The sequence below is a fragment of the Eubacterium sp. AF17-7 genome (genome assembly GCF_003461285.1).
Classification (GTDB): Bacteria; Bacillota; Clostridia; order Lachnospirales; family Lachnospiraceae; genus Eubacterium_U; species Eubacterium_U album.
Genome location: NZ_QTWU01000013.1, coordinates 17,330 through 42,159, shown reverse-complemented (window position 1 = coordinate 42,159; position 24,830 = coordinate 17,330). Strand labels below are relative to the sequence as shown.

Annotated in this window: 23 protein-coding genes; 20 read left to right on the top strand and 3 right to left on the bottom strand. The window is 31.4% G+C overall.

The annotated features are described in order from the left end of the window. Positions 1-317: 317 nt before the first annotated feature. From DWW96_RS14050 to DWW96_RS10675, 10 genes are all read left to right on the top strand, one after another. Positions 318-485, top strand: a complete 168-nt coding sequence (locus DWW96_RS14050) for a hypothetical protein (RefSeq protein ID WP_158562689.1) — start codon at positions 318-320, stop codon at positions 483-485. Between the two features lie 89 nt (positions 486-574). Then, positions 575-982, top strand: coding sequence for an AAA family ATPase (locus DWW96_RS10710; protein ID WP_243003066.1), 408 nt, complete (start codon positions 575-577; stop codon positions 980-982). Between the two features lie 5 nt (positions 983-987). Beyond that, the gene (locus DWW96_RS14275; protein ID WP_199522692.1) at positions 988-1,125 is read left to right on the top strand and encodes a hypothetical protein; all 138 of its coding nucleotides are present in this window, start codon (positions 988-990) and stop codon (positions 1,123-1,125) included. Positions 1,126-1,190: 65 nt separating this feature from the next. Next, positions 1,191-1,430, top strand: coding sequence for a hypothetical protein (locus tag DWW96_RS10705; RefSeq protein ID WP_117910399.1), 240 nt, complete (start codon positions 1,191-1,193; stop codon positions 1,428-1,430). Between the two features lie 300 nt (positions 1,431-1,730). Continuing rightward, positions 1,731-2,249, top strand: a complete 519-nt coding sequence (locus DWW96_RS10700) for a sigma-70 family RNA polymerase sigma factor (protein ID WP_117910398.1) — start codon at positions 1,731-1,733, stop codon at positions 2,247-2,249. Next, complete coding sequence (locus DWW96_RS10695; RefSeq protein WP_117910397.1) at positions 2,246-2,797, top strand: hypothetical protein; 552 nt, start codon at positions 2,246-2,248, stop codon at positions 2,795-2,797. The genes DWW96_RS10700 and DWW96_RS10695 overlap by 4 nt, the downstream gene beginning before the upstream one ends. After that, positions 2,778-3,395 (top strand): hypothetical protein, encoded by a 618-nt coding sequence (locus DWW96_RS10690; RefSeq protein WP_117910396.1) that lies wholly within the window; start codon positions 2,778-2,780, stop codon positions 3,393-3,395. The genes DWW96_RS10695 and DWW96_RS10690 overlap by 20 nt, the downstream gene beginning before the upstream one ends. A 13-nt stretch (positions 3,396-3,408) precedes the next feature. After that, positions 3,409-3,708, top strand: a complete 300-nt coding sequence (locus DWW96_RS10685; RefSeq protein ID WP_022088241.1) for a hypothetical protein — start codon at positions 3,409-3,411, stop codon at positions 3,706-3,708. Between the two features lie 340 nt (positions 3,709-4,048). Next, positions 4,049-5,038 (top strand): 2-hydroxyacid dehydrogenase, encoded by a 990-nt coding sequence (locus DWW96_RS10680; protein WP_117910395.1) that lies wholly within the window; start codon positions 4,049-4,051, stop codon positions 5,036-5,038. 154 nt (positions 5,039-5,192) lie between these two features. Next, positions 5,193-5,441, top strand: a complete 249-nt coding sequence (locus DWW96_RS10675) for a glycoside hydrolase family 30 beta sandwich domain-containing protein (protein ID WP_117910394.1) — start codon at positions 5,193-5,195, stop codon at positions 5,439-5,441. A gap of 89 nt (positions 5,442-5,530) precedes the next feature. Here the strand turns inward: DWW96_RS10675 and trxA are convergent, their stop codons facing one another. Together trxA and DWW96_RS10665 are read right to left on the bottom strand one after the other, a co-directional pair. After that, a complete protein-coding gene (trxA, locus tag DWW96_RS10670; protein ID WP_117910393.1) occupies positions 5,531-5,836 on the bottom strand; it encodes a thioredoxin in 306 nt (101 codons plus the stop codon). 166 nt (positions 5,837-6,002) lie between these two features. Further along, a complete protein-coding gene (locus tag DWW96_RS10665; protein ID WP_022088070.1) occupies positions 6,003-7,526 on the bottom strand; it encodes a 4Fe-4S dicluster domain-containing protein in 1,524 nt (507 codons plus the stop codon). Positions 7,527-7,890: 364 nt separating this feature from the next. Between DWW96_RS10665 and DWW96_RS10660 the strand changes: the two genes are divergently transcribed. The 8 genes from DWW96_RS10660 (at position 7,891) to DWW96_RS10625 (ending at position 20,235) form a co-directional block, all read left to right on the top strand. Further along, positions 7,891-9,255: an MATE family efflux transporter gene (locus DWW96_RS10660; RefSeq protein ID WP_117910392.1), complete on the top strand. Its 1,365-nt coding sequence runs from the start codon at positions 7,891-7,893 to the stop codon at positions 9,253-9,255. Position 9,256: 1 nt separating this feature from the next. Then, positions 9,257-9,565 (top strand): GIY-YIG nuclease family protein, encoded by a 309-nt coding sequence (locus tag DWW96_RS10655; protein ID WP_022088072.1) that lies wholly within the window; start codon positions 9,257-9,259, stop codon positions 9,563-9,565. 146 nt (positions 9,566-9,711) lie between these two features. Beyond that, entirely contained in the window at positions 9,712-10,182 is a 471-nt protein-coding gene (locus DWW96_RS10650; protein ID WP_022088073.1) for a MarR family transcriptional regulator, read from the top strand. Position 10,183: 1 nt separating this feature from the next. Continuing rightward, positions 10,184-12,448 carry an ABC transporter ATP-binding protein gene (locus tag DWW96_RS10645; protein WP_117910391.1) on the top strand — a complete coding sequence of 755 codons (2,265 nt, stop codon included), beginning with the start codon at positions 10,184-10,186 and terminating at the stop codon, positions 12,446-12,448. Continuing rightward, positions 12,441-14,306, top strand: coding sequence for an ABC transporter ATP-binding protein (locus DWW96_RS10640; RefSeq protein ID WP_117910390.1), 1,866 nt, complete (start codon positions 12,441-12,443; stop codon positions 14,304-14,306). The genes DWW96_RS10645 and DWW96_RS10640 overlap by 8 nt, the downstream gene beginning before the upstream one ends. 244 nt (positions 14,307-14,550) lie before the next feature. Continuing rightward, a complete protein-coding gene (locus DWW96_RS10635; protein ID WP_117910389.1) occupies positions 14,551-17,454 on the top strand; it encodes a glycosyl hydrolase family 28-related protein in 2,904 nt (967 codons plus the stop codon). Further along, on the top strand, positions 17,447-19,312 hold the full coding sequence (locus tag DWW96_RS10630; protein ID WP_117910388.1) for a hypothetical protein: 1,866 nt from the start codon (positions 17,447-17,449) through the stop codon (positions 19,310-19,312). Before DWW96_RS10635 ends, DWW96_RS10630 begins: the two co-directional genes overlap by 8 nt. Positions 19,313-19,431: 119 nt before the next feature. Next, positions 19,432-20,235: an aldo/keto reductase gene (locus tag DWW96_RS10625; protein WP_022088078.1), complete on the top strand. Its 804-nt coding sequence runs from the start codon at positions 19,432-19,434 to the stop codon at positions 20,233-20,235. 362 nt (positions 20,236-20,597) lie between these two features. Here the strand turns inward: DWW96_RS10625 and DWW96_RS10620 are convergent, their stop codons facing one another. After that, entirely contained in the window at positions 20,598-21,326 is a 729-nt protein-coding gene (locus DWW96_RS10620) for an SDR family NAD(P)-dependent oxidoreductase (RefSeq protein ID WP_117910387.1), read from the bottom strand. 515 nt (positions 21,327-21,841) lie between these two features. Between DWW96_RS10620 and DWW96_RS10615 the strand changes: the two genes are divergently transcribed. Next, entirely contained in the window at positions 21,842-23,227 is a 1,386-nt protein-coding gene (locus tag DWW96_RS10615; protein ID WP_022089651.1) for an SH3 domain-containing C40 family peptidase, read from the top strand. Between the two features lie 645 nt (positions 23,228-23,872). Further along, positions 23,873-24,409: a ribosome-associated translation inhibitor RaiA gene (raiA, locus tag DWW96_RS10610; RefSeq protein ID WP_022089650.1), complete on the top strand. Its 537-nt coding sequence runs from the start codon at positions 23,873-23,875 to the stop codon at positions 24,407-24,409. Positions 24,410-24,830 lie beyond the last annotated feature (421 nt).

The window sequence follows — 24,830 nt, the reverse complement described above, 5'->3', positions numbered from 1 at the left end:
AAGAAAGATGGATACACGATACTATTTGAAGAAGAGGCATAGAAAAAAAGTGTTAATAAAATCTGTGAATAAATAAACAATAGTAACAGAATAGTAACAGAATAGTAACATAGATATTTGAAAAGTGTATAATATAAATAAATACAGTTATCCAAGAACTATCAAAGAGATAATCAATTTTACAATCAAGAACGCCTCAGGGCGTTTCAGAAAAGTATATTACACCTCAGGACTTTGTCCTGGGGTGTTTTTTATGATAACTGTGGTATTATATAAAATATAATGTTAAAAGAGATTATTTGATAGTAGTGATTTAAATGAAAGATTATGCAATGCTTACTAATTATGGAAAGTATACAATTTTTGAATTTAATAACCAAAGAATTTGTTTTATCACTTCTGGCAAATTGGAAAGATATACGATAGTAGTTGAGTGGGATAACGGATATCTGGTTGTGATGGCAAAGTACAGAGTATACCGGTAAATATAACGATTAGAAAGAACTTTACCTGTGCATAATAAGAAAATGAAGAAATAGACTAAAATCTAATAGTTAAGAAAACGAAAGGGGATATGGGTAAAAAATGCGAGAAAATTAATGGGGATTTGACCATAATTTTGGCTTACATGAATGGGGATTTGCGTTATACTTGTGGTGGAAAGTTGGATTTATGCATGGATAAACCAGTTTTTAAAAGAAAAATATACGATGAAATATATGAGTGGAAAGAGAGCAGAAGCGATAAATACGCACTCTTGATAAAGGGGGCAAGACGAGTAGGTAAATCAACTATTGCAGAGGAATTTGCAAAAAAAGAGTTTAAATCATATATTCTCATTGACTTTGCTCATACAAGTAAGGCAATTATTGACCTATTTGATGACACGTATGATCTGGATTTTTTCTTTTTGCAATTGCAGCAGTTAATGGGAATCAGGTTATATGAGAAAGAGATGTATTGCAGAATGTATATAAATTAAGTTAGTTGGAAATATCAGATGTAGCAACAAGGTTCAAGGCTAGGACAATAAAAGCAGGAAATTTATTTAGTGGAATTCAGTATGAGATAGAGAAAATACTGGAGAAATTGTTGCAAAATGGTAACTCCTTAGATTTGAAATAAATATAAAAAAGAGTTAAAATTGCTGCCAGCGTATTATTTCAAAATAGGATAAAGGAGATGTTAACGTGTTAAACAAATTAAATGAAATAATAAAGAGTGAGAATTATTTTACAAGAATTACAATTTACATATTAGGATTATTTATTATGACATTGGGAATTTCAATGTCTGTCAAATCGGATTTAGGTGTGTCACCGGTCAGTTCAATTCCGTATACAATTACATGTATAACAGGTTTGGAAATGGGGAAGGCTACAATTCTTTTTCATATTGGATTGGTTGTAATGCAGGCGTCAATTAATTGAACGATAATATTAATAACTTACAATTTAATATTTTAATAGTATAAAGTTATTTATAAAAAGATGTCTGAGAACAAGGAAGTATATCATCATTACTAAGCAATCAGTTAAAATGGTATATATCAAATATCAGACATTTTTTTGTTCGCAAATTTTAATATTTGTAAAATAATTTAACCCATTCAACTCAAAATAAAATTTCAACTAAAGTTTATTTAAATAAAAATAAAAAAATTGAATACTTTTGTTTTGCTAAATCGTTATATATTATAGAGGGGTAAATAAGGAAAGGAGTGCTAAATTTTGGAAGAGATATATCAAAATAGTTATTTTGAAGATTTATTAACTAAATATGAGAAATTGGTTTTTTCAATATGCTATCGAATGACGAATAATTATTTTGATGCTCAGGATTTAACACAGGAAACTTTTATTTCAGTTTACAAAGTTATGGAATCCTTTGATGAGAAAAATGAAAAAGCATACATTACAAGGGTAGCTACAAATAAGTGTCTGGACCATTTGAAAAGAGCTGAGAGAAGAACAATGCCAAGTGAGGATGAAGAACTTGAAAGAGGAAGCCCACCGGTTGATTCAGCAGAGAAGCAAGTTATGGAAATAGTTGTTATGGAACAATTAGAAAAATGCTGTAATAGACTTAAAGAACCATACAAAACCGTTGCCTATGAATATTTTTATAAAGGGAAAACGGCTAAGGAAATAGCAGAACATATAAATGCTAATGTACATACGGTGCAAACTCAGATAAGGAGAGTAAGAAAGGTTCTTAGAACACAATGGGATAAGGAGGAACTGCGATGAATCATTTAAAAGATGAAGAAATAATTTCATATTATAATCACAAATTAGAACAAAATGAAGAAATCAATTTGTTAAATCACGTGTCACAGTGCTTGGTATGTGCAGAAAAATTTGCAAATCTTTTTCCTGTTGAGGAGTTAATTTCACCAACTGATAATTTAAAATATGAAATAAAAGAAAAAATAAATGATGAAAAAAATCAGAAAATTATAAAAACAAACGGTGAAATACATAAGACAAAAGCAAATATTATTCCGTTAAACAAATATAAAAATAGGAAAACAGAACTTATTTTGTATAGCTCAAAGGTTGTTGCTGCTGTCGGAATTGCTGTACTTATGGTGTTTAATATGGATTCAATTAAGCCAAATTTAGTCGGAACTAAAATAGAAACAATGAAACAGTTAAATAACAAATTTTCGATATCGAGAATGTTACAGCAGTCTACGGAAAAGATAGGAGCCGGAATGAAAAATATATCCGGAGGAATAGCCGAAAATTTAGAATTTGATAAAGGAGTGTATAAAGATGAAAAAGCAAAGAAGTAAATTTTGTAATTTTTGCCTGGCATGTATACCTGGAGCAGGTCAGATGTATTTAGGATTTTTTAAACAGGGAATTAGTTTAATGTCCATATTTATGGGATGTTGTGCTATTATTTCTTTGATTGGAGTTGATGCAATTGCATTTGCACTTCCTGTTATATGGTTTTATGCTTTTTTTGATGCATTAAATAAAAATTCATTGTCAGCGGATGAGTTTTCAAAATTAGAGGATGATTGGTTAATAATCAAGAACACGGATGAACTTAAATTTAATGTTAAAAAAGTAAGAATTATAGCAGCAGTGATATTAATACTTATAGGAATAAATTCCTTGTATAATGGTGCGATTAGTTTTTGCTATCAGTTAGGAATAGATTTAGATAATACTGTATTTGGATTAATTAGATATGCGTTACCTAAATTAGTATTTTCAGTGTTAATAATTGGAGCTGGAATTTATTTAATTAAAGGAAAAAGAAAATCAATATACGAAGAAAATGTAAGTATAGATAATACAAAGTTAGATGGCGATTCAGAAATTATTGAAGATAATTTTATTGAAAATGAAAAAGAAGCAAATGATGAAATATTAAGCGATTAAGGGGGAATAAGAAATGAAGGAAAGAAGAGTAGGTACATTTACATTTGGAATAAGCCTGATACTTTTTGGTGTGTTATTTTTAATTAAAACAATATTTAAAAGTTTTAATTATGCATTTATTTTTCATATGTGGCCAATTATGCTGATTATGTTAGGAGGAGAAATTATATATTATACTTTAAGATTTAATGACAAACATTTCAAGTATGATATTGGTGGAATGTTTATGATATGTTTTCTTATCCTATTTGCGATGGGGATGGCAGGTGTGGAATTTTTGATGGACAATTATCCTCAATATATTCAGTTGTAATGTGTAATATTATTTGAGGCTAATAGGTTAAATATAAAGAAGTGTTTTAGTATAAGATATTTTAAATGTATTGTAAAAGGTAAATAAAAGTAAATTTTAAATATAACCGGTCGGGGATGCAAACGACCGGCTATATTTAGTTATTTTGCTAATAAGCAAATAATTAATTTTCAGATTAATTTACAAATTAATTGTCAGGTTTAATAGCTGGTAAAGTTTAAGTAAGTCTTTTGTTGTAGCATAAGTAATTTGGATGCTTGTCTTTTTAGTGTTGTATATTATGAAAAAAAAAGAAAATACTAGATAATAAAATCAATTAAGAAGGAGACATGAGATAATTATGAGAATATTATTTTATGATACAAAAAAATATGATAGGGATTCATTTGAAAAAGTTACGGAAAAATATCCGGAAATAGAAATTGAATATACAGATACAGATATAAATTCAAAAACTGCAAATTTAGCAAAAGGGTACAAGGCAATCTGTGCATTTGTAAGTTCGGATGTAGGAAAAGAAACAATAGATTGTCTAAGTAAAAACGGCGTTGAACTTGTTTTATTAAGATGTGCGGGATTTAATAATGTAGATTTAGAAGAAGCAAAAAAGAAAAATATAACAGTTATGAGAGTCCCGGGATATTCACCTGAAGCAGTTGCGGAACATGCAATGGCTTTGGCTTTAGCTTCGAGCAGAAGAATTCATAAAAGTTATATAAAGGTTAGAGAAAATAATTTTAGTCTTACAGGACTTACAGGAACAAATTTGCATGGAAAGATAGCAGGAATAATAGGAACAGGAAAAATAGGAGCAACGATGTGCAGAATATGCAGAGGATTTGGAATGAAAGTTATTGCATATGATTTGTATAAAAATCCCGAATTAGATTTTGTAGAATATCTGGAATTAGATAAGTTATTAAATGACAGCGACTTAATTTCATTGCACTGTCCACTTACAGAAGAGTCTTATCATATGATAAATAAAAGTAGTATAGCAAAAATGAAGGATGGAGTTATTCTTGTAAACACATCAAGAGGAGCCTTAATTAAAACAGAAGATTTAATACATGGAATTAGAGACAAAAAGTTTTTCAGTGTAGGATTAGATGTATATGAAGAAGAAACAAATAATGTATTTGAAAACAGAGAAGATGATATTTTAGAAACTTCTATTACTGCAAGACTATTATCTTTTCCAAATGTTATAGTTACCTCGCATCAGGGATTTTTGACTAATGAAGCTTTAGAATCGATAAGTATTACTACATTTGAAAATGCAATGTCATATTTGAATGGCAATTTAATAGAAAATAATGTAGTTATGTAATTAATGTTATTTTTCTTTTTATCCAATATCGCATAATTTAATAGAAACGATATATTTATGTAAGTGACCTGGATTAGATGAACAGGGTGGTCCAAATCATGTCGGAAATTATTGTGATGCACCGTATTTATACGATACAAAAGATGACAAATTAATGGAAAGAAATACTCTTTCATATATTAATCATTTTAGTCACTACATAAAACCGGGAGCTAAAAGAGTGGCATTTAGCAGATATTCAGACGATGTAGATGTTACATCATTTGAAAACCCTAATGGAGATATTGTGGTAGTCGTGTTAAATAAAACAAATGAAAGCAGACCTGCCGGTATTAGAGTTAATGATACGGTAGCACAATTAGATATGCCACCAATGTTAATTATGACAGGAGTAATTAATTAGAATATCCAATCTTAAAAGACCCTCGATAGTTAGAAAAAATCTAACAATTGAGGGTCAAATTAATTTTGTATTTTAGAAAATTTGTGTAATTAAGCCAGCAATGACAATAATTCTGCTTTTGAAACTAAACCAATACTTTTGTTTGTTATTTCACCATTTTTAAATACTATTACTGTTGGAATAGAAGCTATTTTGTATTTAACTCCTAAGCCGGGTTGCTCGTCAACATTTACCTTTCCAACAACTATATCATTTCGTTCTTCAGCAATCTGTTTAATTACAGGTGAGAGCATCTTACATGGACCACACCAGTCAGCCCAAAAATCTACAAGTACAGTTTTGTCACTGTTTAATACTAATTCATCAAAGTTTTCAGTTGTAATTTCTAATTCCATATTAAAGCCTCCTTTATCTAAAGTTTGCATAATGATGATAGAAAGATAATTAGATGTGTTATCTGTTTTAGCCTTTCATCATATAATGATTATACACATTTTTGTTAAAATTATTAGTATATAAAATAAAAATTGTATTAAGATAATATATAAAATAACATGATAATTATTTATCAGCATCTTCTTCAGTAATTAATTTCAAATAATCAACATAATATGTTTCAGAAGAATTTTTTAATTGGGAGTTAGCCATTTCCTGCTTTAATTTTATTTCAGCTCTTTTAGCATCACTTAAAACTCCGGCACCGCCTACACAACCACCGGGACATGCCATTCCTTCTAATAAATATCCATTGTATTTTCCTGCTTTTGCTAAAGTAAGCATTTTTTTACACTCTGCAAGTCCTTGTGCACTGACAACATTGACTTCTTTATCAGGATCAATTTTCTTAATAACATTTTTTACAGCATTAGCAACACCGCCACTAGCAGCAAATCCTTTACCATCAGCAGAAGATGTCTGGAGTTCCTCTTCAACTTCTAATTCAGAAAATTCAATTGATTTAGCATCAAATATTCCCATAAGTTCTTCAAATGTAAGAACAAAATCAACATCACTTCTAACGCTTCGTCTGCTTGCTTCAAGTTTTTTAGCAGCACATGGCCCTATAAAAACAACCTTACAATCCGGATGGTCTTTTTTAATCATACGACCTGTTAAAACCATTGGTGTAAGTGCCATTGAAATACAATTTGCATATTCAGGGAAAGTCTTTTTCGCCATTACAGACCATGCCGGACAACAACTTGTTCCCATAAAAGGAATCTTTTCAGGTACTTCTTCAAGGAAATCTTCAGCTTCCTGAATTGCACATAAGTCTGCACCGACAGCAACTTCAATCATATCTTCAAATCCAACAGCTTTTAAAGCAGCGCGTACCTGTGCAGATGTAACAGCACCGCCAAACTGATTTACAAATGATGGGGCTATTGCTGCATATATTGGCGTGTCACTCTTAAGTGCAAGAACAGTCTGGAATATCTGGCTTTTATCGACAATTGCACTAAATGGGCAACTTACAAGACACATTCCACAAGATACACATTGTTCATAATCAATATCTGCACGTCCATATTCATCTGATTTGATAGCGTTCATTCCACATGCTTTTGCACAAGGACGTTCCTGTTTGATAATGGCATTATAAGGACATGCTGAAACACATTTACCACATTTAATACATTTATCCTGATCAATAATAGAACGACCGTTTTCCATATGAATAGCTTTTTTAGGACATACTTCAATACAAGGATGTTCTAAACAACCCTGACATCCGTTAGTTATTAAAATTCGTTTTTCAGGACATGCATGGCATGCAAATTTAATTATATTAATAAGTGGTGGATCATAGTATTTTTCATCAATAGCACTTTTATCAATACCTTCCGAAAGAGGAGCATGTTCAGATACTTTTCTTATAGGGAGTCCGATAGTAGCACGCAATCTTTCTCCTATAATTGCTCTCTCAAGAAAAATATTGTCATAGTAGTTACCGATTTCACCTGGCATAATCTTATATGGTAGTTCTTCCATACGTGAAAAATCTCCACCTTCATATGCCATTCGGGCAACTTCCGTAAATACTTTATGCCTAATCTCAGTTTTATTTGAGTATATACCTCTCATATTTTTATCCTTTCATAGTAATTTAATAAAATAATTTCATAATTATAAGTTTTCATTCATAGAATGACGATTAATTTAAATATATGGGGTGCTATGTATATTATGCTTTAATAAACAATAGCAATATTATCTAAAATTATAACATAGTGTAATTATTTAAAACAAGTTAAATATAGGTAGAAAACGATTCCTTAATTCATTAAAAACATATATAAATTGAACAAATAATATTAATAAGTTGGTAAGGCATAGAAATATATATAATTTTATGGTGGAAAAGTTATTTGTATATGTGATAAAATTGTACGAATAGTTTTAAGACAAAAGAAAAAAATATAAGTAAATATAAAAGAGAGATAAAGAAATGGAAGAAAATAGTGAAATCAGAAATCCGTTAGGGATTGAACCGATAAGTAAGTTGTTGCGTAAATTTGCAATACCAAGCATAGTAGCTATGCTTGTCAGTTCTTTTTATAATATAGTGGATCAGTTTTTTATAGGAAGAACTGTTGGAACATTAGGAAATGCAGCTACGAATGTAGCATTTCCTGTAAGTACAATATGTGTAGCATTAGGTTTACTATTTGGAATTGGTGGTGCGGCAGCATTTAATATTGAAATGGGAAAAGGAAATAAAGAAAAAGCCCCCTTTTATATAGGTAATGTTGTTACAGGAATAATGATACTTGGAACTATAATAGCTATAGGAATATTATTGTTTTTAACACCTTTATTAAAATTTTTTGGATCACCTGACAATGTTTTAGGATATGCTAAAGATTACGTTGGTGTTACGGCAATTGGAATACCATTTCTTATAATGGGACTTGGGGGAGGACATATTATAAGGGCGGACGGAAGCCCTGATTTTTCTATGACATGCAATCTTGTAGGTGCAATAATTAATATAATTCTTGATTATTTGTTTGTTATGGTATTTGATTGGCAAATGAAAGGGGCAGCGTTAGCAACAATTATTGGACAATTTGTTTCGTTTGTCTTAGTGATAAATTATTTAAGGCACTATAAGACAGTAAAGTTAAAAAAAGAACATTTTATTCCTTCTTTAAAATGTATTGGTAGAATTGCATCATTAGGGGTTACACCATTTTCAAATCAGATAGCAATAATGATTGTTCAAATTACATTAAATAAATCTTTGACATACTATGGGGCGTTATCAAATTATGGGGATTCAATTCCGTTAGCGTGTGCAGGCATAATAATGAAAGTTAATCAAATTTATTTTGCTGTGATAATTGGACTATCGCAGGGAATACAGCCAATTGCAAGTTTTAATATAGGCGCAAAAAATTATAGCAGAGTGAAAGAAACATATAAACTAGCTGTTATAAGTGGTACAATAGTATCAGTGATAGCCTTTATAATGTTTCAGGTTTTCCCAAGAAATATCATTAGTATATTTGGAAATGGTACAAAAGAATATTATCAGTTTGCAACAAATTATTTTAGAATATTTTTGTTTATGACATTTGCAAATGCGATACAACCAATAACTTCAACTTTTAGTACGGCAATTGGAAAACCAATGAAGGGAACTTTTCTTGCACTTACAAGACAGATTATTTTTCTGCTACCTTTAATAGTAGTTTTACCGATGATATTTGGAATAGATGGCATTATGTATGCGGCACCTATAGCAGATGGTGGGGCAGCAGTTATATCAATAATTGTTATACGAGGAATATTTAGAAAAATGGGAGAATAAAATGTACTATATTTATATGTTAAGATGTAAAGACGATTCGATTTACACAGGGATAACTACGGATTTAGATAGAAGAATGAAAGAACATTTTGGAGCAGGAGAAAAAAGTGCAAAATATACAAGAAGTCATGTGGCTTTAAAACTTGAAGCTGCTTGGCAGACAGAAAATAAAGCACTTGCATCTAAATTAGAATATTGGATTAAACAACTAAGCAAAGCACAAAAAGAGATTCTTATAAAAGATGATACGAGAATGGATTCTATTATGGGTGATAGAATCGATGTAAAAAAATATAGTAAGAAATGTTAACGATTAGTTAAATTTTAAATTAAGTTGTTGACAGATTAAAAAATAAGAGTAAAATAATAAACGCTGTTTACAGTTAACGTTGTTAAATATAAACAGTGTTTATTTTTTTGCTAAAGTCTAATTAAGCTTGGAGGTGACAGGATGAAATGAGCGAGTACAATAAGGAACTTGTAGAAAAGGTCATAAAAGGAATGATGAAATTCAGAAAGTTTCATCATCCAAAATTATCTGATGATATTTCAAGAATGGAAGGCAGTATAATATTTTGGCTTGTTAAATCAGAAAAAATGGAAAATAAATCAGTCAATGTATCAGAACTTGCAGAAGGATTGCATGTGTCAATGCAGTCTATTTCAAGAACACTAAAAAGTTTGGAAAATAAAGGATATATAGTAAGAGAAGTAGATTCTGATAATAGAAGGAATACATTAATAAAATTGTCAAAAAAAGGCAATGAACTTGTAGAAAAGAAAAAAAAGGATGTGGAAGGATATTTTGAAAGAGTATTTTCACATTTTACTGAAGAAGAATTACAGCAATATTTGAATTTTCAGGAAAAATTTTATGCAGCTATACTTGAAGAAGGCAAGACATTAAAAAAAGAAAAGGAGAATTAAGATGAGATTTTTTAAAAATTTCAAGGGGCATATGCCAATGGTATTTACAATAATAGCATTTTTGTTTATACAGGCTATGTGCGACCTGTCTTTACCTGATTATACAGCATCATTAATTGATACAGGTATTAATAATTCAGGAATTGAATATGCAACACCGGAGAAAATTTCAGAAGAAAGTTATCAGGGAATTGCAATGTGGATGACTGATAAAGAAAAAAGTAAATGGGAGTCTGCATATAAGAAACAAAGTAATGGAAATTATAAGTTAAAAGATAAATCAAAAGAAAACATGGAAAAGTTAGATAAGACTTTTTCAGAACCAATTCTTGTATATTCAATGATTTCTCAGGCACAGGACAAGAAGAACAATAATGAAAATACTGGTCAGGATATGAGTGAGTACATGAAAGAAATTGATATGGATTCTCTTGATAATCAGGCTAAGATGGACTTAGCAGCAGTTCAAAATGGAACTATGACACAGGAACAGTTTATGGCAGCTCATTTCGATTTAATAAGAGATACAGTAAGAGATAAAATGGGGTCAGCAATTGATTCTATGGGAGATTCTCTTGTTCAGTCTTCAGCTATTTCATTTGTAAAAAAGGAATACAAAAAAATCGGAGTAGATGTTGAAACAAAGCAAGTTAGTTATTTGTGGAGTACAGGAGCAAAAATGCTTGCAATGGCACTTTTAATGACTGTAAGTGCGATTATTGTTGGTTTCCTCGCATCTAAAGTATCAGCTTCAATCGGTAAAGAGTTAAGAGAAAAAGTATTTAATAAAGTATTGGAATTTTCTGATGCAGAAATTAATAAGTTCTCTACAGCATCATTAATTACAAGAAGCACAAATGATGTTCAACAGATTCAAATGGTATGTGTAATGCTTCTTAGAATGGTTGCTTATGCACCTATTCTTGCTGTGGGCGGCATAATAATGGTTATAAAAACACACTCAGGTATGGAGTGGATTATCGTAGTTGCTGTTGTTGCTCTTTTATGTTTGGTAGCAATATTGATGGCTTTAGCTATGCCTAAGTTTAAAATTATGCAGGATTTAGTTGACAGAGTAAACCTTGTTTCGAGAGAAATTTTAACAGGAATTCCTGTAATAAGAGCATTTAGCAGAGAAAAGAAAGAAGAAGAAAGATTTGATGTTGCAAATAAATCTTTGACAAAGGTAATGTTATTTACAAATAGAGTAATGACATTTATGATGCCACTTATGATGATGGTTATGTATGGAATTACAATATTGATTGAATGGGTTGCAAGCCACAGAATTAATCAGGGTGCTTTAGAAGTTGGGTCTATGACTGCATTTATTACCTATACAATGCAGATAGTTATGTCTTTCCTTATGATAACAATGGTATCAATTATGCTTCCTAGAGCAACAGTTGCAGCAGAAAGAATAGATGACGTTTTAGATACAGATGTTTCTATAAAAGATAAAAAAGAAGCTAAGATGTTAGATGCACCAAAGGGAATTGTAGAATTTAAAAATGTTGATTTTAAATATCCTGATGGAGATACAAATGTTTTAGAGGGAATAGATTTTATTGCTAAACCTGGTGAAACTACTGCTATTATAGGTAGTACAGGTAGTGGTAAGAGTACTGTAGCAAAGCTTATTCCTAGATTTTACGATGTAACAGAGGGACAGATTACAATTGATGGAATTGATGTAAAAGATTTATCACAGAAATCAATAAGGGATAATATTGGATATGTACCGCAAAAGGGAATTTTGTTCTCAGGAACAATTGCATCTAATATAAAATATGGAGCAGAGAATGCATCCGATGAACAAATGTTAGAGGCTGCAACAATTGCTCAGGCAACAGAATTTATTGATTGTAAAGAAGAAAAATATGATAGTCCTATTTCACAGGGTGGAACTAATGTTTCAGGAGGACAGAAACAGCGCTTATCAATTGCAAGAGCAATTGCAAAAAATCCTAGAATATATATTTTTGATGACAGTTTCTCAGCGTTAGACTTTAAGACTGATGCAGCATTAAGAAAAGCATTGAGTCCTAAGGTAAAAGAAAGTACAGTAATTATTGTAGCTCAAAGAATAAGCACTGTATTACAGGCAAAGCAGATTATTGTTTTAGATGATGGAAAGATGGTTGGAAAAGGAACACACAAGGAATTAATGAAGAATTGTGAGGTATATAAGCAGATAGCATCATCTCAGATGTCAGAAGCCGAATTGGCAGCAAGTTTAAATGAGGAGGTGGATAAAGATGAGTAATGAAAATAGAACAAATATAAATCCACCAAAAAGAATGAGAGGACCTATGGGCGGCGGCCGAATGGGGTCAGGTGAAAAGGCTAAAGATTTTAAAGGCACGATTGGAAAATTAATACGATATATTGGAAATTATAAATATGGCGTATTTGCAGTAATGGTTTGTGCAATGTTTAGTGTTGTATTTACTGTTGCAGGACCTAAGGTATTAGGTAAAGCGACAACAGCACTTTCAGATGGAATTATGAACAAGATATCCGGAAAAGGTGGAATTGATTTTGGATATGTTGGAAAAATACTTTTAATAGTATTGGCGTTATATGGAGTTAGTTGTGTATTCAATCTTATTCAGGGATTTGTAATGACGGGTATAACACAGAAAATCTGTTACCGTATGAGAAAAGAAATTTCAGAAAAAATAAATAGAATGCCACTCAAATATTTTGAAAGTAGAACATACGGTGAAGTTTTATCAAGAATTACAAATGATGTAGATACATTAGGAAATGGATTAAATCAAAGTATAACACAGTTAATTACATCTATAAGTACATTAATCGGTGTATTTATTATGATGATAACAATAAGTGTACCGATGACACTTATTACACTTATTACATTACCTGTGAGTATCTTATTAATTAGTTTTGTAATTAAACATTCACAGAAATACTTTAAGAGTCAGCAGGAATATTTAGGTCATATAAATGGTCAGGTAGAAGAAGTATATAGTGGTCATCATATTGTAAAGGCGTTTAATAAAGAAGAAACTGTAAAGAAAGAATTTCATGATACAAATGAAATCCTTTATAAATCAGCTTGGAAATCTCAGTTTTTCTCAGGATTAATGATGCCTATAATGCAGTTTGTTGGAAATTTAGGTTATGTTGGTGTTGCAATTTCGGGTGCTTATCTTGCTATAAATGGAAAAATTGAAATCGGTGATATTCAGGCGTTTATCCAATACGTAAAGAATTTTACACAGCCAATTCAGCAGGTGGCACAGGTTTCAAATATGATGCAGAGTATGGCAGCAGCAGCTGAGAGAGTATTTGAATTCTTAGACGAGGAAGAAGAAGACCAATTCGTAGCAAATCCTGTAGATATAAACACTGTTAAAGGAAATGTTACATTTGATCATGTAAACTTTGGATACAATGAAAATCAGACTATAATTAATGATTTTAGTGCTGATATTAAGGAAGGACAACAGATAGCAATAGTTGGTCCTACCGGAGCAGGAAAGACTACAATTGTTAAATTATTAATGAGATTCTATGACGTAAATAAGGGGCAGATTCTTATTGACGGACATAATGTCAAAGATTTTAACCGAGGCGAACTTAGACAGGAATTTGGAATGGTTCTTCAGGATACATGGTTATTTAAAGGAACAATTATGGAAAATATCCGTTATGGCAGATTAGACGCAACAGATGAAGAAGTAATTGCAGCAGCTAAGAAAGCTCACGCAGACCATTTCATCAGAACTCTTCCGGATGGATATAAAATGGAATTAAATGAAGAAGCAAGTAACATATCACAGGGACAGAAACAGCTTCTTACAATTGCAAGAGCTATACTCGCAGATAATCCGATTATGATATTAGATGAAGCAACATCTTCAGTAGATACAAGAACAGAACAAAGAATTCAGCGTGGTATGAATAATATGCTTAAAGGCAGAACAAGTTTTGTAATTGCCCACAGACTTTCAACTATAAAGAATGCCGATTTAATTCTTGTAATGAAAGATGGAGATATAATCGAGCAGGGAAATCATAACGAATTAATGGAAAAAGATGGATTCTATGCTAAACTATACAATTCACAATGGGCACAGCAGGAAGAAACAGCTTAGTTTTAGAAGATTGATAAAGAGAGAATAATTTTAATGAAAGAGCATCATAAAAAAGTGGTGCTCTTTTATTTATGCCTACAAAAATGTTAAAGAAAAATATGATAAAAATGCACAAAAATAATGCTTTGATTTAATCAATTAATGTTGATTTTAACAAAAATATCTGATAAAATTGTTTCAATAAAAAAGAATAAAGTATTTTAAAAAGAATACATATATTATTGAGAAATATGAGGTATTTGTTATGAAAACAAGTTTTTATACGGGGAAAATAGAGGATGAGTCTGCGATATATTTTGACGCAGACCATTTTAATATTAGTAATGATGGAATAGTGGATGTATCAGATGAACTGCAAAAAGCAGTTAATATGGTTGTAGAAGAATACGGTTATGGAATTGTATTTGTTCCTGAAGGAAAATATCTGTTAAGTAAGACAATTTATATTCCAAAGGCAGTAAGAATAATCGGATATGGAGAAAAAAGACCTGAATTTATATTAAAGGATAATGCATTAAATTTTAATATATCAAAGGAAGACGATAAAGGTCATTTTAGATATTTGTTCTGGTTTGTGGACAGAGTTGTAACGGAAGGGACAAATGTGAATGCAAATGATGCTAATCCGGGAACTTTCTATAGTGCAATGTCTAATGTTAATATTAACTTAGGTAGAGAAAATGATTATGCGGTAGCTTTTAGGACACATTATGCACAACATGCTTTTTTAGCTCACATTACAATTAACGTCAATTCAGGAATGGCAGGAATATATGATGTGGGAAATGAAATGGAGGATATAGAAATTGTCGGTGGAAATTACGGAATAATCACTACAAAGTGTTCTCCGGGATGGCCATTTGTAATGGTAGATACAAAATTTGAAAATCAGAAAAAAGCAGCTATTTTTACAAGAGAGGCAGGTCTTACAATAGTAAGAACTGATGTGAAAAATGTGCCACAGTTTGTAGAGGTACAGGATGGATTTTTTGAAAAATTATATGTAGAAGATTCTATATTTAAAAATGTGGATAAATTATTGAATATTGCATTAGAAAATAATTCGTTAACAAGTATTTATGTAAAGAATTGCTATTTAGAAAAATGCAATGTTATCGTAAGTTATAAGGATACAGAAAATACAATAGATAATAAATATGATTGTGCACATATAAATGAATATATACATGGAATAACAGCAAGTGATGAGTATCCTGAAAAACAAATTAAAGATATATTATATATAGGAGAAAAGCAAATTGACTATAATGTTTTGTATACAGATTTAAAGACTTTACCTGAAGTAAAACAGTGGATAAATGTTAAGAAAAATGGTCTTATTGGAGATGGAGTTACGGATGATACAAAGGTTCTTAAGGAGTTAATTGAAAAGTATACATATCTTTATTTCCCACAGGGAGAATATTTGCTTACAGATACTATCAAATTAAAAGATGATACAGTTATTATTGGACTTAATCCTGTTTCTACTAAATTTATACTTAAAGATAATGCAGAAAGATTTACCGGATATGGAAAAGGTATAGCATTTATTGAAAGTGGAAAAAGCAACATATTATTTGGTATAGGAATAGAAACAGGTGGAAAAAATCCAAGAGCAATAGGACTTAAGTGGAACGGCGATATTGATTCATATATTAATGATGTAAAAATGTTTGGTGGACATGGAAATCTTGTTAAAGGTACAGGAGCGTTTGAAATGCCTTATAACTCAACAAGAACTGCAGACAGTAATCCTGAGCGTATGTGGGATTATCAGTATCCATCAATAGTTGTTAATGGTGGCGGAGTAATTAAGGATGTGTGGTCTGCAAGTCCTTATGTAACAGCAGGAATAACTATCGAAAATACTGATACACCGGGAAAGATTTATTGTATGTCACTTGAGCATCATTGTAGACATGAATTGTTGATGAATAATGTTAAGAACTGGACAATCTATGGAATACAGACAGAGGAGGAAGTGGCAGAAGGCGAATTTGCAAGACCAATAGAACTACATAATTGTGAAGATATTACATTTGCAATGACATATCATTTTAGAACAATATTTGTAAATAAGCCTTATGATTATTGTGTAAAAACATTTGACTGCAAAAATATTTCATTTATAAATGCACATAATTTCTCACAAATGAAATACACAATCGATAATTATCTTTTGGATGTAAACTCAAATGTAGAAATAAGAACATGGCAGGCAACAAAGATTGATATAAAGGGAAATGTTGGCAGAAATATTAGAATAACTAAAACTAATGAACCACAAAAATTATATAGTGGATTCAGATTCCCTGATGGAGGGATTTGTAATCAAAAAGGTGATTTCTATTTTGTAGACAGTCTTGATAAGAAAATTTATTGTGTAGACGGAAAAGATTATAAACTTACTGAAATATTTGAATCACCTTATAAAATTAATTCTGTGGGATTTGATACAAATGACAGAATAATAATTGTTGGAGAATATGTGATTCCAAAGAATGCTACAGTAGATGGAAAAAAACAGGAAAATATTTTGCCTTCGGACTCATATGGTACTTCATATGGATTTTGGTACAACAGAGATGCCTATACAATAGTATTTACATTAGATAATAATGGAGAAATGCAACCATTAGATATGGTGGAAATGGGCAAAATAGAACCTGATAGAGTTATATATCCTGGTAATAGATGGAGAGATGGTTCAGATTATAAAGAAGTTTTAGGATATAAGCCTGAAAAAGCCTGGATAGCAACAGATGGAAAAACTATAATTCCAAATCATTATGATTTAATAAGGAGTAATAACTTATCGATTTCATCATGTGGCAAAAAAATGTATTCAGTTGATGAAATGTACAAAAGAGTATTTGAGTGTACAGTTGATAAAAATGGTTATCTTATAAATCCGAATGTAATAATTGAAGAGGGAGATTATTGCGTTAGAAATATTAAAGATAATATTTTGGTTGGAGATGACGATATAAAAATATATAAAAATGGAAAAATTGTAAAATCTATTCATGTAGCGTCAAGACCATCTACATTTGATATAGGTGGAACAAATAAAGATACTTTGTTTATAACGGCAAGAGATGGGATTTATGTAGCAAAAATTGATTTGGAGGAGAATGATGAATAGAAAGGTTTATATTGCAGTAACAGCAGCACTTGCATCGATGTTATTGTGGAGTTGTGGAGAAAGTGATAACAAAACAGCTAAAAAGAATGTGACACAAAATGTTACTGAGGCACAGACAGAAGAGAAAATAGAAAATGCAATTGACTATGAAAGTGATGGTGAACCTGTAAAAGATGCTACAGTATTTGGAGAAAATACATATGTATTTTCTCCGGAAGATGATAAAAATGAAATTCAGTCTAAAGTAGATGAAATTTATAAAAAACAGGAAACAAATCAGTTCGGAAAAGAGAGATATGCAATTTTATTTAAACCGGGTGCATATGATACATCATTATCTGTAAATGTTGGTTATTACACACAGGTATCAGGACTTGGAGTTTTACCTACAGATACAAATATTAACAAGTTGTGGGTCAACGCTGACTGGATGTATCATAATGCAACATGCAATTTCTGGAGAAGTGCAGAGAATTTTTCAGTAAATGAATATTGTATGTGGGCAAATTCACAGGCGGTTTCACTTAGAAGAATGAAGTTTAATGATGGAATGGTTCTCAGTGATGGAGAAGGGTGGTCAAGTGGTGGATTTATGGCTGACTGCTATTCAAATGGAACAGTTTCATCAGGTTCACAGCAGCAGTATCTTACAAGAAATGATTTTTGGAGATTGTGGGATGGCGGAGTTTGGAATATGGTTTTTGTTGGGATTGATACTGTAAGAACTCCGGCAGGAACATGGCCGTATTCGCCATATACAAAAGTGCAGACTACACCTGTTATTCAGGAAAAGCCATACCTTACATATGATGAAGAATATGGATACGGAGTTATTGTTCCTGAACTTAGGACAGATGCTGTTGGAGTATCATGGGAAAGTGGAACAAAGGGTAAATTTGTCAGCTTAAATAAATTCTACATCGCAAATCCAAATACGGATGATGCAGATACAATTAATGAGGCTTTAGCAGCAGGCAAAAATTTATTACTAACGCCTGGAATTTATGAAATAAATAAACCGTTAAATGTTAAAAATAGCGATACAATAGTATATGGAATGGGAATGGCAACAATTGTATCTGTCAATGGAAATAAAGCAATGAAAATAGCAGATGTTGACGGGGTGAAAATAGCAGGAGTGTTATTTGAAGCAGGTGAAAAAGAGTCAGATACATTGCTTGAAGTAGGTGCAAAAAAGAGCGATGTTTCTCATGGAGCAAACCCTACAACTTTAAGTGATGTATACTTTAGAGTTGGAGGCTCAAGCTACGAAGGAAAAGTTGAAAATTGTATTACAGTAAACAGTAATGACGTTATTGGCGACAATTTATGGGTATGGAGAGCAGATCATGGAGATAATGTGGCATGGGACAAAAATACAGCAAAAAATGGTGCTGTAATTCATGGTGATAATGTAATTATGTACGGATTGTTTGTAGAACATTTTCAGGAATACCAGACAATATGGGATGGAAATGGTGGAAGATTATACTTCTATCAAAGTGAGATACCTTATGATGTTCCAAATCAAAGTGAATTTATGAGCAATAATGGTAAAGTAAATGGATTTGCGTCATTAAAAGTGGGAGATAATGTATTAACATTTGAAAGTTATGGCGTAGGTGTATATAGTTACAATAGAGATGCTACTATTACAATAGATAGAGCAGTAGAGGTCCCTGATATTGAAGGAGTAAAATTACATAACACGGTAACCGTTATGTTAAATGGACATCCGGGAATAGAACATGTAATCAATAACAGTGGATACGGAGTAAAATCATCCGGCGCAACAGCAAGAATAGTGGAATATGAAAATGGAGAACAGAATAATATGGTCTCTCGGAATCTTGAGTAATCATACCAGCAAAATAATGGAATTAAAGTGGAGGCTTTAATAAAAAGGGAATCGGGAAGTCTTGATTTTACTGGCTTAGAGACTCCGAGAGATTATTAATAAATAAAGGAGGAAAAGAAATGATACTTGATGAATGTTATGTACTGCAAAATGGAGTAAAGATTCCTAAATTAGGATTAGGTACATGGCAGATACCAAATGGAAAAGACACATACGATGCTGTTTCATATGCTTTAGAAACAGGATATAGACATATTGATACCGCAGCAGCATATGGCAATGAAGAAAGTGTTGGCAAAGCAGTAAGAAATTCAGGAATACCAAGAGAAGAAATATTTATAACTACAAAACTTCCTGCCGAATGTAAAGGCTATGATATTGCTAAAGAATGCTTTAACAAATCAATGGAAACACTTAATTTAGGATATATTGATTTGTATCTAATACATGCACCTTGGCCGTGGGATGAGTGGGGAAAAGACTGTACAGAAGGAAACATAGCAAGCTGGCAGGCTATGGAAGAAATTTATGAAGCAAACGAAGCTAAGAGTATCGGAGTATCAAATTTTGCAAAACAGCATTTAGAGCCGGTGTTAGAAATTGCTAAGATAGTACCAATGGTAAATCAAATCTGCTTCCATATAGGTAACAGACAGGAAGAGACTATTGAATTTTGCAATAAATATAATATGCAGATAATGTCATATTCTCCGCTTGCAACAGGAAATATTGTAAATGACAAATATATAGAAGTAATTGCAAGAAAATATGGTGTTACAATACCACAGGTGTGTATAAGATATTCGTTACAAAAAGGCAATGTTGTAATTCCTAAATCTACAAAGAAAGAACGTATAATAGAAAATTCAAAAGTAGATTTTGAATTAACAAAAGAAGATATGGAATATTTAGACAAAAAATAAATATAGAAATAACACAAAATCATAGAAAAATCCTATGATACACTTAAGGTTAATTAACTGAACCTAAAAGAGTTAGAACTAAAATTGGGTAATCGAAGTTTTTGATGGTTTGTCAATCTATTTGATGGTCTTACGTGAGGGTTTGTGATATTAACTAAAGGCATTTGTCACCGCCGGTTCAAATTGACAGCGGATTTTGCTTAGAACCAAAGGTTCTAACAGCAAAATATAGCTGGAGATTTAGAACTGCTGCGAGTGACAAGCAGCGCGAGCGTTATTAAGTTAATATCACAAACCCTCACAATTAAGAAATCTAATAATTAGAAAATCAACGTAACTTTAAAGTGCATCATAGGAGTTTTTTATATCCATCCACCATCAACAGTGATAATCTGACCGGTTAAATAATCACTGCCATTTACTAAAGAGAGTGCAGTCAATGCAATGTCTTTAGGAGTTCCAATACGTCCGGCAGGAATATCGGTTACAATTTCATTGATATCATCTGAAGAAAGGTGGCTGTTCATATCAGTATCAATAATTCCACATGAAATGGCATTAACCTGAATATTTGAAGGCGCGAGTTCTTTAGCTAAAGCTTTTGTAAAAGAATTAATTGCACCTTTAGTTGCTGAGTATGCGACTTCACATGAAGCACCGACATTTCCCCATACAGAAGAAATGTTAATTATTTTACCTGAATGGTTATGCAAAAAATGAGGAACCAGTTCTTTTGACAAAAATATAGGCGCTGTTACATTTGTATTCCAAATATAATTCCAATCGTCAATTGATAAATCCTGAATTAATCCAACAACAGATATTCCTGCATTGTTAATAAGAACGTCAACTGAAATATTATTATTCTTTAAAAATTTAATTAAATCAGATATAGTTGACTGCTTTGATAAATCACCCTGAAACAGGAAAATATTAACATTATATTTTGAAAGCTCATTTTTTAAAGAACTTAGGGTGTCAATATTATTGTGACAGGTTGCTACGATATTAAAACCATTTTGAGCAAAGATAATTGCAATTTGTTTGCCGATTCCACGGGAGGCTCCCGTTATTAAAACTGTTTTATTCATAATTAATATAATATCAGTAATGAAAAATTAGTTATATTAAAACTTCAATGTATTGAAAAATATAAACGTATAAAAAATTTTTACACAGAAGTATAAAAAGTTTGTATTTATAAAATTTTTTATGTTAAAGTATTTCAAAACATTAAAACTTTTCCATAGTTGATAAAATCCTTCCTAAAAACTATTATCAACACAATAATAACACATATTTAATATAAATTAATATAGATATAGTAAATTTAGAATAATATAAATTAATATTTAGATATTAAAATACAATGAAATAATTTGCCACAAAATTGATTTAATTTGTTCACAAAAAGCAAATAGATAACTGGTAATATATAAAATTGTTGTAGGAAGCATTATGAAAATGACACTTATTTAATGCACTATTGATAGTGTAATAGTGGCATGAATTGTCAAAGTATCTTTGTTGACAATAATAGACAGTGTTGTTATAATGTACAACGTAATAATTTTGTAATAAATAGTGAAAGTACACGGAGGTTTACATGAAGCACTATAGAAATATGACAGCGTTAGCGTTTGGAGTATTAGCAGGAACAGCAATTTTTGCAGGTGGAAAAACGGTAGCGGCTGACACATTAGACACTGAGATTGCAGGTGCTGGAATTGCAGTTGCGTTGAATGATTACACAGCAGGTGTTGCAACAGAAGCAGAAACACAGGCTACAGATATTTCAACTTTAATTCCACAGCAGTCGGCAGAAGAAGCACAGCAACAGGCAGCTCAGGCAAGTAAAGATAAGGAAAACAAATATTTTGAGGATATTGCAATTACATCTGTAACAGGTGATGATTACGTAAACGTAAGAAAGAAACCTAGTACTGAAAGTAAAGTTGTTGGTAAAGTATACAGCAATTGTGGCGCAGTTATTCTTGAAACAACAGAAGACGGATGGTACAAAGTCAGATCCGGAAACGTAACAGGTTACATAAAAGCTGATTATTTTGTAACAGGTTCAGAAGCAGAAGATTATGCATTGGATGCAGGTTATGTTATTGCTAATATGAATGACACAGGTATTCGTGTTAGAACAAAGCCTACTACAGAATCAGAAGTTGTGACTAACGTTTACCAGAATGAACATTATGTTATTAAGAAATTTAGTAAAGATGGATCATGGGTTAAGATTAAGATGAAGAAACCTGATGGCGAAGGAAGTATGAGTGGTTGGGTTTCAGCAGATTTCGTTGATGTTACAATAGATATGGATACTGCAATTACACTAAAAGAAGAAAAGGCTATGCAGGAAGCAATTTTAGCTGAACAGCAAAGAGAAGCAGAAGCAGCTCAGGCAGCTATAGATGCACAGCAACAGGAACAACAGAATCAGAGTAATACATCAGTTAATTATAATTCAAGTAGTTCAAGTTCAAGTAGTAGCAGTTCATCAAGTAGCAGTAGTTCATCAAGTAACTCAAGTTACAGTAAACCTGCAACAAGTAATAGCTCAAGCTCAAGCAGTTCATCAAGTAGCAGTAGTTCATCAAGCAGCTCGAGTAGCTCAAGCTCATCAGGTAGTGCTGCTGCAGTTGTAGCATATGCTAAACAGTTCTTGGGCAACCCATATGTTTATGGTGGCTCAAGTTTAACAAATGGAACAGACTGCTCAGGATTTACAATGTCAGTATATAAGCATTTTGGATATAGCTTGAATAGATCATCATATACACAGGTATACAATGGTGCAAGTGTATCAACAGGAAACTTACAGGCAGGTGACTTGGTATTCTATAAATATGGTGGCAATTCAATTAGCCATGTTGCTATTTACATAGGTGGTGGACAGATTATTCATGCATCTACAGAAGAAACTGGTATTATTATCAGTGGTGTAGGTTCACCTTGTGCAGCAAGAAGAATTATGAACTAAGAATAACATATAAAATAAGACCGAATTTTTCGGTCTTATTTTTTTGGCTCTTTGTCAAGCGTGGGGGTAATCCGAGTTTATACCAGGCTGTTAATAACATTCACAGCCCATGTTTCTTTTTAGTTAAATATGTTGGTAATTAGGGAGTAAAAAAGTAAATTGTTTTAGAATTTCGAAATTAATTCTTAAAGTATTAATCCGCACTGAGAAAATGGTTCATAATATTGGAAAAAAGTCAATAAAAAAATAGTGAAAATTACCAAAGAAAATCATTTTTATTACTAATACACAAAACAGACGTTCTTTTACGCCATAAAACAAAATACGACATGAATCAACAAAAAATAATGTTAATAGTGTTAATAACTAGATTGATAACTTGTTTTAAAGGGAAAAATGCCAAAAGAATATGTTAATAACTCAAATAATGGAGGAAAATGAATGTTAATAAGTTAAGGTGTCAAATTGTGCAATTTATACAAAAACATATGTCGAAAAAGATGTATGGAAAAATAGTGTAAATTTGTTAATAAAATAACACAAAATAAATGTGAAAAACTTGTAAATAAAGTTTGCTTTTCGCTTGTTAAATCTTATGATTATATGGTATAATTAATCCATCAGAAACGGAAAGGAAGTGGTACCATGAAAATTAAAATCATAGGTAGAGGCATTGAGATTACAGACGGATTAAGACAGGCAGTAGAGGACAAACTTAGCAAGCTTGAGAAGTATTTTGTACCAGATACAGAGATTATTGCCAGACTCAGTGTTGAAAAGGACAGTCAGAAGATTGAGGTAACAATTCCAGTAAAGGGAACTATTATTAGAGCAGAGGAGGAAAGCAGCGACATGTACGCTACAATCGATTTAGTATTAGAAACGATTGAGCGCCAGCTTGTTAAACATAAAAATAAACTTGTTGACAAGAAGAAATCATATAAAGAGTTATTTACATCAGAATTTATAGATGCAGATTACGAAGATGAAGAAGAAACAATAAAGATTGTTAAGAGTAAGAAATTTGGAATTAAACCAATGGATCCTGAAGAAGCTTGTGTTCAGATGGATATGCTTGGACATAATTTCTTTGTTTTCCTTAACTCAGAAACGGATGAAGTAAACGTTGTTTACAAGAGAAAAGGAAATACATACGGATTAATTGAACCGGAATTTGATTAAGATAGTTAAATAAATATTTAGATAATTATAAAAAGGAACTGCAAATGGTAAATGCCATTTGCGGTTCCTTTTTTGGCTCTTTGTAAAGAATGGAGTAAACCAAGTTTATAACCGGGATGCTAATAACATTCACAACCTCGAACTTTTCTTTTGCATACAGAAAACTAAGATTACAAATTATAAACATTGGATGCATTAAATGTTTATTAAGTAATATGGTGCAAGAGATTAATTAAAGAATAGAATCAAAAGCAATAGAACTGTAATATAAATATAAAAATATTTTTATGAACATATAATAAATATTTAGATGTTAAAAACGATTCAAAACAAAACTGACTAGACAATTTGCATAAAAAATATGGCTGCCAAATATCGAAATATACAAAAATTACGTTTACGAATAAAAGCAGTTTTATTT

Coding starts and splice junctions, on each gene's coding strand:
- DWW96_RS14050 (WP_158562689.1), top strand. CDS start 318: ATGAAAGATTATGCAATGCTTACTAATTATGGAAAGTATACAATTTTT.
- DWW96_RS10710 (WP_243003066.1), top strand. CDS start 575: ATGGGTAAAAAATGCGAGAAAATTAATGGGGATTTGACCATAATTTTG.
- DWW96_RS10695 (WP_117910397.1), top strand. CDS start 2,246: ATGAATCATTTAAAAGATGAAGAAATAATTTCATATTATAATCACAAA.
- DWW96_RS10690 (WP_117910396.1), top strand. CDS start 2,778: ATGAAAAAGCAAAGAAGTAAATTTTGTAATTTTTGCCTGGCATGTATA.
- DWW96_RS10685 (WP_022088241.1), top strand. CDS start 3,409: ATGAAGGAAAGAAGAGTAGGTACATTTACATTTGGAATAAGCCTGATA.
- DWW96_RS10680 (WP_117910395.1), top strand. CDS start 4,049: ATGAGAATATTATTTTATGATACAAAAAAATATGATAGGGATTCATTT.
- DWW96_RS10675 (WP_117910394.1), top strand. CDS start 5,193: ATGGAAAGAAATACTCTTTCATATATTAATCATTTTAGTCACTACATA.
- trxA (WP_117910393.1), bottom strand. CDS start 5,836: ATGGAATTAGAAATTACAACTGAAAACTTTGATGAATTAGTATTAAAC.
- DWW96_RS10665 (WP_022088070.1), bottom strand. CDS start 7,526: ATGAGAGGTATATACTCAAATAAAACTGAGATTAGGCATAAAGTATTT.
- DWW96_RS10660 (WP_117910392.1), top strand. CDS start 7,891: ATGGAAGAAAATAGTGAAATCAGAAATCCGTTAGGGATTGAACCGATA.
- DWW96_RS10655 (WP_022088072.1), top strand. CDS start 9,257: ATGTACTATATTTATATGTTAAGATGTAAAGACGATTCGATTTACACA.
- DWW96_RS10650 (WP_022088073.1), top strand. CDS start 9,712: ATGAGCGAGTACAATAAGGAACTTGTAGAAAAGGTCATAAAAGGAATG.
- DWW96_RS10645 (WP_117910391.1), top strand. CDS start 10,184: ATGAGATTTTTTAAAAATTTCAAGGGGCATATGCCAATGGTATTTACA.
- DWW96_RS10640 (WP_117910390.1), top strand. CDS start 12,441: ATGAGTAATGAAAATAGAACAAATATAAATCCACCAAAAAGAATGAGA.
- DWW96_RS10635 (WP_117910389.1), top strand. CDS start 14,551: ATGAAAACAAGTTTTTATACGGGGAAAATAGAGGATGAGTCTGCGATA.
- DWW96_RS10630 (WP_117910388.1), top strand. CDS start 17,447: ATGAATAGAAAGGTTTATATTGCAGTAACAGCAGCACTTGCATCGATG.
- DWW96_RS10625 (WP_022088078.1), top strand. CDS start 19,432: ATGATACTTGATGAATGTTATGTACTGCAAAATGGAGTAAAGATTCCT.
- DWW96_RS10620 (WP_117910387.1), bottom strand. CDS start 21,326: ATGAATAAAACAGTTTTAATAACGGGAGCCTCCCGTGGAATCGGCAAA.
- DWW96_RS10615 (WP_022089651.1), top strand. CDS start 21,842: ATGAAGCACTATAGAAATATGACAGCGTTAGCGTTTGGAGTATTAGCA.
- raiA (WP_022089650.1), top strand. CDS start 23,873: ATGAAAATTAAAATCATAGGTAGAGGCATTGAGATTACAGACGGATTA.